This is a genomic window from Mycobacterium sp. E2479 (assembly GCF_001667925.1).
Lineage (GTDB): Bacteria > Actinomycetota > Actinomycetes > Mycobacteriales > Mycobacteriaceae > Mycobacterium.
On the sequence record NZ_LZJR01000093.1, the window covers coordinates 1 to 14392 of the forward strand.

Here is a 14392-nt window from a genome sequence, read left to right on the forward strand (position 1 = left end):
GTGCCATGGTGACATCCTTCCAGCTCGCCCACCACGGGCAAGCCATCTCAGTTGTCACCTATTCGTGCAGCCGACCCGTGCGAAAAAAGAACACCAAGCGTTGGTCGGCAGTAGGCTTCGCGCATGCCGTTGAAAGACGGTGAGGTTTTCGCCGGTTTTGTTATTCAGCGATTCCTCGGCGCTGGTGGAATGGGCGAGGTTTACCTAGTTCAGCATCCCCGGCTGCCCCGCCTCGAAGCGTTGAAGGTCTTGGCGCCCGCGCTGACGGCCAGCGCGGAGTACCGTCACCGGTTCAACCGCGAGGCCGAGTTGGCCTCGACCTTGTGGCATTCGAACATCGTCGGTATTCACGATCGCGGTGAATTCAACGGCCAATTGTGGATTTCGATGGATTATGTCGACGGCACCGACGCCGACCGGCTCGTCGAGGAGCATTATCCGACGGGCATGCCGATGCTCGAGGCGCTCGAGATCGTCACCGCTGTCGCGGACGCACTAGACGTCGCCCATCAGCGCGGCCTTCTGCACCGCGACGTCAAACCGGCCAACATCATGCTGGCAAAAGCGCAGGGGGCCCACCGGCGGATACTGTTGGCCGACTTCGGTATTGCCCGTCAAGCTGATGAGGTCAGCGGCTTCACGGGCGCGAATATGACGGTCGGCTCCGTCGGCTACGCGGCGCCCGAACAGCTGCTGGGCGAACCGATCGATGGGCGAAGCGATCAATACGGCTTGGCGGCCACGGCTTTTCGCCTATTGACCGGCACGATGCCATTTCGGGATTCCAACCCCGCTGTCGTGATCAGCAAGCAACTGACCACACCGGCTCCGGTGCTCTCCGAGCGCCGTCCTGATCTTGCGAACCTGGATCGCGTGCTGTCGGTCGCGCTGGCTAAAGACCCCGATAAGCGATACCCGCACTGCCTCGATTTCGCCGAGGCGTTGAGCCGAGCCAGCCGCCGACCTCACCCGCGTGGGAGCGCCGGACCCGCTGACGCCCTCCGGCCCATGAGCGCGTCGCCGGCCCCGGCTCCATCCGGGGCCCCGGCCGACGTGACCGAGGCCCTTAATCTTCCGGCGACGGGTTCGCGTGCGCGATCGGCCGTGGCAGCACCTACGGCGGCTGCCACCCAGCCGATGATCGTGCCGTCCACATCGAGTTCTCTCAGAGCCCCAACCCATCCGATCATGAGCGTCGGGATCTCGCCGCCTACCGCGGTCGTGCCCGAGCCACCCGACGCCACCGACCTCCTCAGTGATGCGCCGCTTATCGACGAAGCCCCCGAAGCGCCACTAGGTGATGTGCAAGACAGCGGCGGTCCCGCGGTGGCCCAGTCGGTCTCGGCCGACCGGGACACAGAACCGGGCAGTGCGCACGGGGCGGCGATCGACGTTCATGAGCAGCATTCGACTCCGCCAGGGGCACCTGCCGGGCGGCGTGGAAACCTGTTGAAACATCCCCAATGGGCCGAACCTTCCGCCGCTCGGGACGACTGGGACATCGTGCTGACAGCGTTGGGAAATCTAACCACTCCCCAGCAACACAAAGCACTGGTGGAGGAGATGACGGCGCTGCATCAGGCGGGGCAGTGGGATGCCGTCGTTGCCGCGGCGCGGGAGCTCGCTCGAATCGACGCGGACGACTGCGACCCGGGCGGCATCGTCTCCGATGCGCGGGCCAAGATCCGCGAAGCCGAACTCGCCGACCGGTATGCCCAGGCACTCGACCACCTAGATCACGAACAGTGGCAACAAGCCGCCGGACTGTTAGCCGCGATCGAGCAGGAGCAGCAGGGCTACCGTGCCGCCGCCGCGCTCCTCGAGACGGCGGAGCAGAAATTGCGCGACACAGCAGAAGTCACTCGAGTTGCCCAACGAGCTACCCCACCAGCGCGGCCAATACCTCAGACGACTACCACCACGTCGGCGAGAACGGCCACACCGCCGGATTTCGTGGCCGTCCGAAGACGCTGGCGAACGCGCCGCCGCTTTCTCGCCGCCGTTTCCATCGCGGTCTTTGGCCTGGCCCTCGTTGGCGGCCTGATCATTTGGGCCGGAATTCAAAGCTCGAAGTCGTCGAATAGGTCGACAGCGACCTCGACATCAACTTCCCCGGCAAAGACTTCGGCTCCCCGGGTGTTCGCGCAGGCGTCGGGCCCCAACGAGACGATCGGGGACTACATCAAGAGAAACAACGTCCAGGAGACGACCGTCACCCACGGCACACCCGGCGCGCCGAAGATCGACCTCCCAGTACCCGCGGGGTGGACGCGGATTCCCGAAGACGTTGAGGCCCCGTACGGCGGGATCGTCTTCAACACGCCGACCGATCCCAAGGACCCGCCCAAGATCATCGCGATGGTCGCGAAGTTGACGGGCTATGTCGATGCGGACAAACTGCTGGCCATCGCGCCCGGTGAGGTCAAGAACTTGCCAGGCTATAACGGGGGCGACGGTCGAAAGAGCACTCTGGCTGGCCATCCCGCGTGCCAAATTGCCGGCTCTTACACCAAGAACGGAGTCACGCGAATGGTTGCCCAGAAAACGGTGGTCATCCAGAGCAACGGTGCGGCCTATGTACTGCAGCTCAAAGCCGAGGGTCCGCAGGCCGACGCCACCGCGTTGAATGACGCGACCGGCGTGATCGACGACCAGACCACGATCACGTGAAACGCGGAAGAATTCCCCGTGTCCCGTTGACCCGAGCCCCAGCCATGACACCGGATTACTGCGCCCCCGTTTGACCAATGCATCCTCGTGACTGCGGGCGGCTCGTATGCTTTTGGTCAACCCCGCCAGGGGCTTCGGGCCGAGGAAAGCGTGCGCGATGAGGGTGTTTACCAGCTACTCCCGCCACGATCAAACAACACCCCGGCCCCGATACCGACGCCCCGGCCTTCTCATTGCGGCTACTGCGTTAAGCGCTGCTGCTGGAATATTGGTGGCGGGCGAGCCGGCAACCGCACCTGGCGGCACAGGGGGGACGAGCGCACCGTGGCCGTCGAGACTCTCGCTCATTGCGACCGGGTGGTGGACGCCGGATCCGACGGCACCCCCAGCGGCGCCTCCCCCGCCGGCACCCCCAGCGGCGGCGCCCCAAGTGGTGGCACCCCACAGGACGGCACCCCCGGCAGCGGTGCCGCCGCCGCCTGCACCTCCGGTGCTGAAGCTACGGCAGGACCACGCGGCGGCGGCGGCCTTTGTGTCGATTACCAATAACGCAGCCGAGCGTGCGGTGGCTTGCGTGTACAGATCCGTTGCGGTGGCGGGTACCGCCAAAGCAATCCACTGGAACGACTCAGTTGATTTCACCGTAACCGGCTCGCAGGAGACAAAGATCAAGTATCGCGGACCCGCGACAGGCTCGACCTTCCACGACACCGTGACGTGTGACAACGGTTTGTCCACCAGTACGGACAACGTTTGGTGAGTGATGTCTTCGCTACTGGGCTGATGCGGATCGCGGACAGTGATCCGAACGGCAGGTGCACGGGGTGCGGAACGCCCACGCCGCACGGCTCAGGACGGTCGGTCTAGTCTCCCTTGCCGCCGCCATTTCCCTTACCGTGTCCTTTGCCGGGCCCGTGCAATGCGGGGACCGGGGGCTGTTGCGGGGGCGGGGACGCGGGTGGCGCGGCGCTATTAACAGGGACCGGCGCCGGCGTGCTGGTGGTGGTCGCGGGTTCCCCGGGTGCGTGCGAGGACGACGCATCGAGCGCGAGGGCCAGCGGCACGAGGATCAGGACCGCCAAGACCGCCAGGATGCCCAGCACCTTTCTCCTGCGGCTGGTCGTCGAAGAGACCCGCGCCGGGAACGAGGTATCCGTGGGCGAGCCGGCGACCGGCGCTTCCAGCAACTTGGTGGCCGGATAGGGCGGCGGCGCGACGCCCGGCATGGCTGCGGCCGCCGTACGACGGTGGTGCAGCCCGGCGCGCATATCCTCTGCACTGCCGAACCGCTGGCGCGGGTCGTGCGCCATCGCGCGTTCGATGAGCATGACCAGGGCGGAATCGACGTCGGGCCGCAGCCCGGCCAGCTGCGGCGGCCGTCCGTGCAGAATGGCACCGGCGAGCGCCGCCATGTTTTCCTGTGGGAACGGGCGATGCCCGGCAAGTGCTTCATAGCCCACGACCCCGACCGCATAAAGATCATCAGCGACACAGGCAGGTGCGCCGGCGAGGCGCTCGGGGCTCAGATAAGCAATGGTTCCCAAAATGTGGCCGGTCAGCGTGTTGGTGGCGTCCGGAGTCTTGGCGATCCCGAAGTCCGCAACCTTCATGGTTCCGCCCCCCGGGGCAAGCAGGATGTTCCCGGGCTTGATATCGCGATGCAGGATGGCGGCGCGATGTGCCGCCATCAGCGCTGCCAAGACGTCATCGAGCATGGCGTGCACCCGCTCCTGCGACAGCGGACCCCGGCGCACCTCGTCGGCCAGGGTCTCGCCGGGCAGCCGCTCCATCACGATGAACGGCCTGCCGTCGTGCTCGCCACTGTCGTAGACCGCAACGATATTCGGGTGGTTGAGTGCCGCGGCCGCGTGTGCTTCCGCCTCAAATCGGTTGCGCATGCCGCTCTGGGCGCTCACCGCCGGATGCAGCAGCTTGATCGCGACCGGTCGGCGCAGTCGGGTGTCCCAACCATCACAAACCTCGGCCATGCCACCACGACCCAGCCTGCCGCGCACCTCGTAGCGCCCGGCGAGCAACACGCGGGTCTCCATTCGCCCTGCCAAACTTCGTGCCACTGCGGTCACAATCGTGCCGTGGTTACCCGAACAGCAACGGCTCAAAACGCTCACGTGGCCCACGCAGGTACGGCGAGTGCACCTACGCCCAGGTTTGCTCCGCGCGGCGGTTTGCGGTGCACGGGAATTGGGGTATGCGGAGCGCGCAAGCGCATGCCCGTGGCGGTCTGGTCGGGAAGAACCCTTGGGCGCTTACGGATCCAATACATACATCACATATGTGGGAAGTCGCCTGATGAATGTTGCGTCGCTAAGCCAAGATCTGTACGGATTCGCCATTGAGTTGCGTCAATTGGCCTACAGCATGCCCGGCGGGCACGAAGACCCGTTGGTCCGACTGAGCGAGCGAATGATTCACTACGCCCAAGAAGAAGCCGACAACCAGTAACTCATCGCCGGATCGCATCTGAGCTGCCGGCGGGGCGGCACCCGCTGGCCCAACCGAGTACCGCTGCGTCATCGCGCGCAGGAAAAATCCTCGCCACAGGGTCGGCGATGGCGGCCGGTGCGTGGCGAGGACGAAGAACGCGGCCAAGGCCGATAGGTCCGGCCGCTCAACCTTGTCTTTCGGGACTGGCAGATCGGAACGTACCGGGACGGCTTGCATGCCCCAAGTGTGGCAGGCGCAGTAAGTTCGTCGTACCGTTGCGCGATCTGCCACCGCGAAGGAGCAAGCGAGTGACTGAAGATCCGCGCGGCGACGGCGTCTCCCGTCAATACGATCGATGGGAATATCCGCCCCCGGTAACCGATCTCGCGGCGTGGACGACGAACCACTGGGATTGGTTCGACCCCTACTGGGCCCACCGGATCTTGTGGCCCAACCGGGAATACCGACCAGACCTGGACATCCTGGTCGCGGGATGCGGCACCTTCCAAGCCGCGGTTCTGGCCTACATGAACCGCGGCGCCAAAGTCATCGCGATCGACGTCAGCCGGTCCGCGCTCGATCACCATCAACAGCTCAAAGACAAGCACCGCCTGGCCAACCTGGAACTGCATCTGCTTCCGATCGAAGGGGTGTCGGCGCTCTCGCGCGACTTCGACCTCATCGTTTCCAGCGGGGTCCTGCACCACATGGCCGACCCGCTGGCCGGCTTGACGGCGCTCGGCCAATGCCTGCGCCCGGACGGGGCACTGGGTGTCATGCTCTATGCGAAGTACGGCCGGATCGGCGTCGACATGCTCGAATCGGCGTTTCGCGACCTCGGGCTATCGCAGGACCCGGCGTCGGTGCAACTGGTCGTCCAGGCGATCGCGGCGCTACCGGCCGACCACCCGGTCCGCTCCTACCTGCAGGCTGCGAATGACCTGATGTCCGAGGGCGCGCTCGTGGACACCTTCTTGCATGCGCGCCAACGCAGCTACACCGTCGACGAATGCTTGGACTTGGTCAATGCGGCCGGACTGGCTTTCCAGGGCTGGGTGCGCAACGCGCCGTATTACCCGCACGACTTCGTCGCGCCGGCGAGCGAGTTCCAGACCCTCGTCAACCAGCTGCCCGCCACCAAACTGTGGTCGGTGATGGAGCGGCTGCAGCCGGCGAACGCCACCCACTTCTTCGTCGCCTGCCGCCCCGAACGCCCGAAACAGGATTATGCGATCGACTTCTCGGGGGCGGCTTGCCTTGACTATGTCCCGCTACTGCGCGCCGCCTGCCTGTTGTCCGGCGACACAATCCACTTGCCCGGGGCGACGCTGAAGCTCAACCCGGCGCAGCTGCCCTTCGTCCAGCACATCGACGGTCGTCGCACGATCGCAGAGATCGTCGACTGCGTGGTGCGGCGCGACGATCTCAGCCCCGACGACGGGGAGCGCGTGCGGCAATTCGGGGTGACCCTGTTCCGCTCGCTGTGGCGTCTCGACTTCGTGGCGATGGCGCTGAACACGACGCCCCCGCGGCAAAGCCACGCCCGATAGCGCTGCGCCACAACATCTTTGACACTCATGCGCGCCGCCGCCTGCCGCCGTGTTCGGCCGCGGACCAATACTTTGGGCCAGGCGCCGACGGCGCCGCAGACCGCCACTCATACACTGACCCAGCATGGGCATGCTGTTCGGCCTCGCGCCGTGGATCGTGTATTGGGTACTCGTCGGTAACGTCCCGTTCGCCGCGGCCGTGCTGGTCGCGCTGGCGATCGCCGCCGCCAGCCTAGGCGTGGGCGGCGTGCTGGGCAGGAAGTGGCAGTTCTTTGATTTCGCTTCCGTGGCAGTGCTTTTGATTCTCGCCGTCCTGGCCTTTACGCTCAGCGATTCGTTCCTGGAGCGGTGGATCCTGCCGCTGAGCAACGCCGGGATCTTCCTGGTGACGCTGACCGGGGTGCTGGTCGGCAAGCCCTTCGTGGCCGAGTTCGCCGCAACCGAACAAGCCCCCGACGTCGTCAAAACCGAGTTGTTCGGCCGGATCGTCAAGATGCTCAGTTGGCTGTGGGTCGCGACGTTCGCCGGGATGACGGTGTCGTCGGTGATCCCCTCGATCGTGGAAGGCCCCGCCGGCCCGTCCGGGACCACCGCCGCCTTGATGCTGGACACCAAGACCCCGCTGTTGTTTCTCTGCTACTGGATCATTCCCTTTGGGCTGCTGGGACTGGCGGCGGTGACTTCCCGATTGCTGCCCGACCGGATGTTGGTCGGGATCGACGACGTCGCGCGGGAAACCTCGTTCGTTGCCTACGACGAAGCCACCATCGATGAGCTCTACTTCCTGGCTCAGGAACACGCCAATCGTGAGGTAGGCCCGGGCAAGGAGGCCTATGCAGTCAAGGTCGGCGGGATGGGAACCCCATTGACCGGCGACGAGTCGCGAAAGTCGTGGCCCTCGACCTACAAGGTGCGCGAAAAGCGGCGCTGAACCGCACGGCGGTTGGGCTACGTTGGTTCTCGGCGGAGCGCCCACGGACCTGCGGCAGCGCGCCGCATCCGGGTGGGGCACGGGAGCGGAGACAAGGAGTCGTGATGAACGGACCCGGCGCGGACGCCATCCGCGCAGAAACCATCACCATCACCGGCCACGGCGGCGACGACATCGAGGCATACCAAGCCGTGCCGCTCGCGCAGGGCTCCCGGGGCGGCGTGGTGTGGATCCACCACATGCCCGGCTACGACCGGGAAACCAAGGAGTTCGTCCGCCGGCTCGCCGTCAGCGGCTACAACGCCGTGGCGCCGAACCTGTATTCACGGGAGGCCCCGGGTGCCGCGCCCGATGACGCGGCCGCCGCGGCGCGGGCCGCGGGCGGGGTGCCCGACGAACGATTAGTGGGCGATGTCGCGGGCGCGATCGAACACCTGCGCACGTCGTCCGGCGCCAACGGCAAGTTCGGTGTCATCGGACACTGCTCGGGCGGACGGCACGCCTTCCTGGCGGCCTGCTCGCTGGCGTTCGATGCGGCCGTCGACTGTTACGGCGCCTTCATCGTCGAGGATCCCCCCGAGGGCATGCCCAAGGCCATGAAGCCGATCCTCGACCTCGCCCCTCATCTCAGCTGTCCGCTGCTGGGCCTGTTCGGGCTCGACGACCGGTTTCCGGCCCCCGCCGCGGTGGCCACCCTGGACACCGAGCTCAACAAGCTGAACAAGCCGCACGAGTTCCACTCCTACGAAGGCGCGGGTCATTCCTTCTTCTCGGTCGACCGGCCGGCGTACCGACCGGAGGCCGCGGTCGACGGCTGGCAGCGCATCGACGAATTCTTCGCCACCTACCTGAAGGGTTAGGCACCGCCCATGTGCACCTATCTCACCGAACATGTTCAGATCGACGGCAGCGGCAAGGGCGCGACGGGATGGTTTGGCGCCAACCGCGCGACGGTGTATGTGGATCATCCCGTCCATGCGCCCTACGGCCACACCGTCAACATCGACGTGATCAATCCGCAGCTCGGACCGTCGGCGCGGGTGGCCCTGGAATTGACCGAGGAGAGCGCGCTCGCCCTGGCCGACGCCATCCGCAGGGCCATCGGCCACGCACCGGCCGGACTGGCCTCCAAGGATCAGTAGGGCAGCGATGACCGCCGAAGCCGACTACCCGCAGATGGCCGCCGCGCGGGGCAGGATCGAACCCGCACCGCGCCGCGTGCGTGGCTATCTCGGCGATGCGCTGGTCTTTGACACCACCGCCGCCAGGTACGTGTGGGAAGTCCCGTATTACCCGCAGTACTACATTCCGCTCGATGACGTCCGAACCGAGTACCTGCACGACGAAAACCATTCCCAGAAGGTTCAATTCGGCCCCTCACGGCTGTACTCCCTGGTGGGCTCCGGTCAGACGCACGAAGCCGCCGCGCGGGTATTCGACGCGGACGGCGACGGCCCGCTGGCCGGTACCGTGCGGTTCGAGTGGAATCCGTTGCGCTGGTTCGAAGAAGACGAGCCGATCTATGGTCACCCGCGCAACCCCTATTCGCGCGTCGACGCCCTGCGTTCGCACCGGCACGTCCGAGTCGAAGTCGACGGAATCACCTTGGCCGACACCACTTCTCCGGTATTACTATTTGAAACAGGTTTGCCGACAAGGTATTACATCGATCCGACGGATGTCGCCTTTGAACACCTGGAACCCAGCGCGACACAGACGTTGTGTCCCTACAAGGGAGTGACGTCAGGCTATTGGTCGGTGCGGGTGGGTCCCCCTGGTGCGCAAGTCTTGCGCGAGGACCTGGCGTGGACCTATTACTATCCGCTCCCGGCGGTCGGACAGATCGCGGGTCTCATCGCGTTTTACAACGAGAAGCTCGACATCGCCGTCGACGGGGTGAGGCTGACCCGGCCGCAGACGCAGTTCAGCTAGCCTCGGGACCGTGTGATCTATCCCTCGTCGCCCCCTCAAGCTGAGAATTTCTTACTTCCGTGTCGACAGCGCCCTCACGTGGGCTGTTAGCGGCACAACCGAAATCCGCCGGAAGGGCGTTTGCGTTACTTTCGCTACGGGTAAGCGACTGCGATACAGCGTGATTGGAAGTCTGAGCAGAACCTGAGTGCGCAAAGTGACGTAGCTAACGTCGAGCACTGTGAACTGCGGTGGGGCGATTTTCGGCCAGTAGACTACCGAAAACCAGTCTCGTGAGCGCCTTTCGGTGCTGAAAGCCGGTTTATCCGGAGGCCAACCGTCCCACACGTATCGGCGGCTTCGCCACTTGACGACTACAGCCGACAACCACAGCAAAGGCGGTGCCAGCGTGAACGATGTGAACGGCCCTACGGCCGCGCACGACGATCGAGACGGCCGAGTGTTCGAGCTCGACACCACCTCGGTGGTGCGGGTGCCGTTGCACAACGGTCCGATCAGCGATATCGACATCAGCCCGGACGGCCGCCGGCTGGTCGTAGCGAATTACGGCCGCGACCTGGTCTCGGTCGTCGACGCGAACACGTGTCGTGTCTCGAGCACCGTCACCGGGCTGGCCGAACCGTGCGCGGTCGCCATGAGCGGTGCGGACTCCCACTATGCCTATGTCAGCACAGCGACCGCGGGCTACGACGCCATCGAAGTCATCGACGTCGTCACGAATTGGCGCATCGCCACCCACCAGCTCGCGAACAGCGTGAGCGACTTCGCGGTGAGTCCGAACGGCAAGTACCTGTACGCGAGCCGGAATGCGGTTCGCGGCGCCGACGTGACGGTGCTGGACACCACCACCGGTGAGCTCGAGGTCATCGATCTGGCGACGGCGCCGGGCGCCACCACCGCGTGCGTGCGCATCAGCGCCGACGGACGGCGACTGTACGTCGGCATGAACGCCGCGACCGGCGGCAGTCTTGTCATCGTTGACGCCCGGACGCGGTCCGATAATCGCCGGGTCGGCGGGCGGTCGCGCATCGTGGGCGTCGTTGATATCGGCCTGCCCATCCGCGATATGGCGCTGAGCACCGACGGCGGCACGGCGTACGTGGCGAGTTGCGATCCGGTCGCGGGCGCGGTGCTCGACGTGGTCGACACCCGCGTCAACAAGATCGTCGGGACTCACAAGGTCCCGGAGGTCACCGGCCCGCTCACGCGGATGACGCTCAGTCGCGACGCCACGCGGGCCTACCTGGTCAGTGACGATCGCATCACGGTGTTGAGCACCCACCAGCAGGAGGTGGTCGGCGAGGTCAAGGTGTCCAAGCACCCGTCTTGCGTGGTGGAGAGCCTCGACGGCCGCCATCTCTACGTCGCCGACTACTCCGGTGATCTCACCGCGGCGCGAATCGCCTCGACGGCACCAACGCTGACCTACGGCGGCGCGAGTGACCGGCATCCGACGGTCGCCGGTTGGCTGCCCGAGCTCCCGGAGTGGGACTCGGTCCTGGCCTAGCCGCCGCAGGAGGGCGCCCAGTGAATCGTGGGCGTTCAGTGTGAGTCTTGGGCGGCAAATGTCGGCGCGTCGTCACCCGACGTTCACACGCGAAGCCCAGGATGCACACTCGATGAACGTGCCGATCCCCAAAGTGGCCCCCGGCGGCGCCAAAGCCGCCCCGGCCGAACGGGATCCACGCAAATAACCACCAGTCTGCCCAGGTGCTGACACTCTCGCCGATTTCAGGCTTAGGGTGGAGGCGGCCGACGGCACATGTGGTGCTGCGCCGAGATTAAGGCGGTGGATTAGTGGACGGCACGATGCAGGACTTTCCGTTGACCATCACCGCGATCATGCGTCACGGTTGCACGGTGCACGGAGCACGGACCGTCACGACGGCCACCGAAGACGGCTTCCGGCGCATGACCTACCGAGAACTGGGCCAGCAGGCCGCACAACTGGCGAATGGCTTGCGCCGGCTCGGCGTCACGGGTGATCAGCGGGTAGGCACGTTCATGTGGAACAACGCCGAGCACCTCACCGCCTACCTTGCGTTGCCATCGATGGGTGCCGTCCTGCATACCCTCAACATCCGGTTGTTCCCCGAGCAGATCGCCTTCGTCGCCAACGAGGCCGAAGACCAGGTGGTGCTCGTCGACGCCTCACTGGTCAAATTGCTCGCACCCGTGCTGCCCGAGCTCAAGACCGTGCACACCGTGATCGTGGTCGGTGACGACGCCGAGCCGCTGCAGGGATCGGGTAAGACCGTGCTGCGCTACGCCGACCTCCTCGACGGCGAGCCCACCGACTTCGACTGGCCACACATCGACGAGAACTCCGCGGCCGCGATGTGCTACACCAGTGGCACCACCGGTAACCCGAAAGGCGTTGTCTACAGCCACCGTTCGAGCTATCTCCACACCATGGCCGCGTGTACCACCAACGGTATCGGCGTCGGATCCAGCGACAGCGTGCTGCCAATCGTGCCGATGTTCCACGCCAATGCCTGGGGGCTGCCATACGCGGCGCTGATGGCCGGCGCGGACTTGGTGTTGCCCGATTGCCACCTCGATCCTCCGTCACTGGTCCGAATGATCGAGGACTTGAAGCCCACCGTGACCGGCGCGGTGCCGACCATCTGGAACGGCGTCCTGCATCACCTCGAGGATGACCCCGACCACGACATGTCCTCGCTGCGGTTGGTGGTCTGCGGCGGCTCGGCCGTCCCGATATCGCTGATGCGCACCTTCGAGGAAAAACACGACGTACAGATCCGGCAGCTGTGGGGTATGACGGAGACGTCGCCGCTGGCGACCATGGCGTGGCCCCCGCCGGGTACTCCTGAGGACCAGCACTGGGCATTCCGCGGGACGCAGGGCCAGCCGGTCTGCGGGGTCGAGATGCGCATTGTCGACGACGAGGGGCAGGTGCTGCCCAACGACGGCAACGCGGTGGGTGAGGTCGAGGTTCGCGGACCGTGGATCGCCGGCTCGTACTTCCTGGGCCGCGACGAATCGAAGTTCGACTCCGGCTGGTTACGGACCGGCGATGTGGGCCGCATCGACGAGCGAGGATTCGTCACCCTGACCGACCGCGCCAAGGACGTCATCAAATCCGGTGGGGAATGGATCTCCTCGGTCGAGTTGGAGAACCTCTTAATCGGCCACCCGGAGGTGATCGAGGCAGCGGTCGTCGGCGTTCCCGACGAGCGCTGGGAGGAACGTCCGCTGGCGGTCATCGTGCCCAAGCATTCGTCGGTGAGCGCCGAGGACCTGCGAAAATTCCTCGCGGACAAGGTGGTTCGGTGGTGGCTACCCGAACGGTGGACCTTCATCGACGAGATTCCGCGCACCAGCGTGGGCAAGTACGACAAGAAGGCCATCCGGGCGCGGTATGGCCAGCACGGCTACTGGGTGGTCGAAGCCCGGGACTGACCGAGGCAACTGGCGTGCAGAGCTGAGAGGCGTTAGAGCAGTGGCTGATTCACTCGTGGTCGATCAATCCGTCATCACCCCGGTCGAGGTCCAGGACGCATTTCACCGGACGATGCCGATCCCGCTCCCTACGCTCTTTCACCGCCGGTACGGACCGTTCCCGCCGATCAGCGAAGTGCGCGAGCAGACCGGCGCCTGGGACGCGGCGGGCCAAACCCGCGTCGTGCACCTGGCTGGCGGTGCCAGCATGCGCGAGGAACTGACCAGCGTCGACCCGCCACGGTCCTTCGGCTACCGGCTCTCCGAAATCACCGGCCCGATGGCCTTGTTGGTCGACCACATCATCGGCGAATGGATCTTCGTCCCGGCCGAGGGCGGTACCGAGATCACCTGGCGCTGGGACATCCGCCCGCGCTCGGCCCTTTCGGGTTGGACGCTGCCGCTGCTGGGCAGGATGTGGAAGGGCTACGCGCGCCGGGCGCTGCGTGACCTGTCGGCCCTGCTGACGGCCTGATCCTCGACCGCTAGCGTAAAACGCCATGTGCCGCCTGTTTGGCCTGCACGCCGGGACGCACGCGTGCACCGCGACCTTCTGGCTGCTGGATGCGCCGGACAGCCTGGCCGAACAAAGTAGAAGAAATCCGGACGGCACCGGCCTGGGTGTCTTCGACGAGCACGGCCAACCGCACCTGTACAAGGAGCCGATAGCGGCCTGGCAGGACGCTGAATTCGCGACCGAGGCGCACCGGATGACCGGCACGACCGTGATCGCACACGTCCGCTACGCGACCACCGGATCGCTCGACATCCGCAACACCCATCCGTTCATGCAGGACGGGCGGATCTTCGCGCACAACGGCGTGCTCGAGGGATTGGACGTCATCGACGAGCGGCTTTGTGAGGTCGGCACCGACCATCTGGTGTTGGGCGACACCGACTCCGAGCGGGTCTTCGCGTTGATCACCGCCTCGATCCGGGCGCGCGACGGCGACATCACGGCCGGCCTCGTCGACGCCATGCGGTGGCTCGCCGAGCACGCTCCGATCTATGCGGTGAACGTGCTGCTGAGCACCGCCACAGACATGTGGGCGCTGCGATACCCGGAAACCCATCAGCTCTATATTTTGGATCGATCCGACGATGCCGCTTCGCGCGACCCCGAATTCGACTTGTGCACCAAGCGGATTCACGTCCGGTCTGAGCATCTGTGTGAGCGGCCCTCCGTGGTGTTCGCCACTGAGGTGATGGACGACGAGCCACGCTGGCGGCTGCTGCCGGCGGGTGAACTCTTCCATGTCGATGCAGATCTGCGAATCCACCGCAGCATGATCCTGCCAGACCCGCCCAAACATCTCCTGCGTCGCGAGGACCTGAGCTCGCCGGTGGAGGAGTCGCAGCACGCCCTGCCGAACACCCGGCAACTGGCCTGACACCGTTTGGC

13 protein-coding genes are annotated in these 14392 nt (G+C 65.6%); 12 read left to right on the plus strand and 1 reads right to left on the minus strand.

Annotated elements, in window-relative coordinates; genetic code table 11:
• Window positions 1–123 precede the first annotated feature (123 nt).
• Window positions 124–2670, plus strand: a complete 2547-nt coding sequence (locus A5686_RS13895; protein WP_067934989.1) for an LpqN/LpqT family lipoprotein — start codon at window positions 124–126, stop codon at window positions 2668–2670.
• A gap of 324 nt (window positions 2671–2994) precedes the next feature.
• Window positions 2995–3219, plus strand: coding sequence for a hypothetical protein (locus tag A5686_RS27245; RefSeq protein WP_156750067.1), 225 nt, complete (start codon window positions 2995–2997; stop codon window positions 3217–3219).
• A 314-nt stretch (window positions 3220–3533) separates the two neighbouring features.
• Here the strand turns inward: A5686_RS27245 and A5686_RS13905 are convergent, their stop codons facing one another.
• Window positions 3534–4721, minus strand: coding sequence for a serine/threonine-protein kinase (locus A5686_RS13905; protein WP_067934991.1), 1188 nt, complete (start codon window positions 4719–4721; stop codon window positions 3534–3536).
• A 259-nt stretch (window positions 4722–4980) separates the two neighbouring features.
• Here A5686_RS13905 and A5686_RS27620 point away from each other — a divergent pair, with 259 nt between their 5' ends.
• From A5686_RS27620 to A5686_RS13950, 10 genes are all read left to right on the plus strand, one after another.
• A complete protein-coding gene (locus tag A5686_RS27620; protein ID WP_197520574.1) occupies window positions 4981–5133 on the plus strand; it encodes a hypothetical protein in 153 nt (50 codons plus the stop codon).
• 290 nt (window positions 5134–5423) lie between these two features.
• A complete protein-coding gene (locus A5686_RS13910; protein ID WP_067934992.1) occupies window positions 5424–6665 on the plus strand; it encodes a methyltransferase in 1242 nt (413 codons plus the stop codon).
• Between the two features lie 124 nt (window positions 6666–6789).
• Window positions 6790–7596, plus strand: a complete 807-nt coding sequence (locus A5686_RS13915; RefSeq protein WP_067934994.1) for a hypothetical protein — start codon at window positions 6790–6792, stop codon at window positions 7594–7596.
• Between the two features lie 104 nt (window positions 7597–7700).
• The gene (locus A5686_RS13920) at window positions 7701–8456 is read left to right on the plus strand and encodes a dienelactone hydrolase family protein (protein WP_067934996.1); all 756 of its coding nucleotides are present in this window, start codon (window positions 7701–7703) and stop codon (window positions 8454–8456) included.
• Between the two features lie 9 nt (window positions 8457–8465).
• Entirely contained in the window at window positions 8466–8738 is a 273-nt protein-coding gene (locus A5686_RS13925) for a DUF6295 family protein (RefSeq protein WP_067934997.1), read from the plus strand.
• 7 nt (window positions 8739–8745) lie between these two features.
• The gene (locus A5686_RS13930) at window positions 8746–9528 is read left to right on the plus strand and encodes a DUF427 domain-containing protein (RefSeq protein WP_067934999.1); all 783 of its coding nucleotides are present in this window, start codon (window positions 8746–8748) and stop codon (window positions 9526–9528) included.
• A 388-nt stretch (window positions 9529–9916) separates the two neighbouring features.
• Window positions 9917–11035, plus strand: a complete 1119-nt coding sequence (locus A5686_RS13935; protein ID WP_197520575.1) for a WD40 repeat domain-containing protein — start codon at window positions 9917–9919, stop codon at window positions 11033–11035.
• 290 nt (window positions 11036–11325) lie between these two features.
• The gene (locus A5686_RS13940; RefSeq protein WP_067935003.1) at window positions 11326–12951 is read left to right on the plus strand and encodes a long-chain fatty acid--CoA ligase; all 1626 of its coding nucleotides are present in this window, start codon (window positions 11326–11328) and stop codon (window positions 12949–12951) included.
• A 40-nt stretch (window positions 12952–12991) separates the two neighbouring features.
• Complete coding sequence (locus A5686_RS13945; protein ID WP_067935004.1) at window positions 12992–13465, plus strand: SRPBCC family protein; 474 nt, start codon at window positions 12992–12994, stop codon at window positions 13463–13465.
• A gap of 25 nt (window positions 13466–13490) precedes the next feature.
• Window positions 13491–14381 (plus strand): class II glutamine amidotransferase, encoded by an 891-nt coding sequence (locus A5686_RS13950; protein WP_067935005.1) that lies wholly within the window; start codon window positions 13491–13493, stop codon window positions 14379–14381.
• The last annotated feature ends 11 nt before the right edge of the window (window positions 14382–14392 follow it).

Bases quoted from the DNA above. Each gene is read 5' to 3' on its own strand.
- A5686_RS13895 (WP_067934989.1), top strand. From the start codon at position 124: ATGCCGTTGAAAGACGGTGAGGTTTTCGCCGGTTTTGTTATTCAGCGA.
- A5686_RS13905 (WP_067934991.1), bottom strand. From the start codon at position 4,721: ATGGAGACCCGCGTGTTGCTCGCCGGGCGCTACGAGGTGCGCGGCAGG.
- A5686_RS27620 (WP_197520574.1), top strand. From the start codon at position 4,981: ATGAATGTTGCGTCGCTAAGCCAAGATCTGTACGGATTCGCCATTGAG.
- A5686_RS13915 (WP_067934994.1), top strand. From the start codon at position 6,790: ATGGGCATGCTGTTCGGCCTCGCGCCGTGGATCGTGTATTGGGTACTC.
- A5686_RS13920 (WP_067934996.1), top strand. From the start codon at position 7,701: ATGAACGGACCCGGCGCGGACGCCATCCGCGCAGAAACCATCACCATC.
- A5686_RS13925 (WP_067934997.1), top strand. From the start codon at position 8,466: ATGTGCACCTATCTCACCGAACATGTTCAGATCGACGGCAGCGGCAAG.
- A5686_RS13930 (WP_067934999.1), top strand. From the start codon at position 8,746: ATGACCGCCGAAGCCGACTACCCGCAGATGGCCGCCGCGCGGGGCAGG.
- A5686_RS13950 (WP_067935005.1), top strand. From the start codon at position 13,491: ATGTGCCGCCTGTTTGGCCTGCACGCCGGGACGCACGCGTGCACCGCG.